Annotated in this window: 1 protein-coding gene; it reads right to left on the minus strand. The window is 68.7% G+C overall.

Annotated features, from left to right (window positions below; genetic code table 11):
- Nucleotides 1-252: 252 nt before the first annotated feature.
- The coding region (locus J5M67_RS28505; protein ID WP_368735973.1) for a hypothetical protein at nt 253-454 on the minus strand (202 nt) is incomplete at its 5' end.

Here is a 454-nt window from a genome sequence, read left to right on the forward strand (position 1 = left end):
TGATACACCTGCTTCAGCTTGCGGCGGCTGTCCTGGTTCATCTTGCCGTCGCGCGTCAGGATATGCAGCTCCTTCAGCAGTTCGATCGACTGGTTCGGGCGGATTTCGTAGGTCTTGGTCGACATCGGGAAGCGGGCCGGCGCTCGCCCGAGCCGAAGCTCGGGCCGCGCAGCGGCATCAAGGCGTGCGTAGAAGCGTCACAGTTTACCGAAAACCATCCGCGCCGCCGCACGCCCATGCAGCGCGCCGCGCTCACGCGCGGGCGGCAAGCCGCCAAAGCGACGTGATCTCGGCCGCGCGCGCGCGGTGCAGCGGGTCCGTGGGGTCCGACGCCTTCGGATGCGCCGGCTTCACGTCGTCGCGGCCGACGACGACGAGACCCGCCGCGTCGATCCAGCCGAGCAATTCGCCGCGCGTGCGCAGGCCGAGATGCTCGGCGAAGTCCGACAGGATC

This window comes from Pseudomonas sp. 30_B, assembly GCF_017491605.1.
Taxonomy (GTDB): Bacteria; Pseudomonadota; Gammaproteobacteria; order Pseudomonadales; family Pseudomonadaceae; genus Pseudomonas.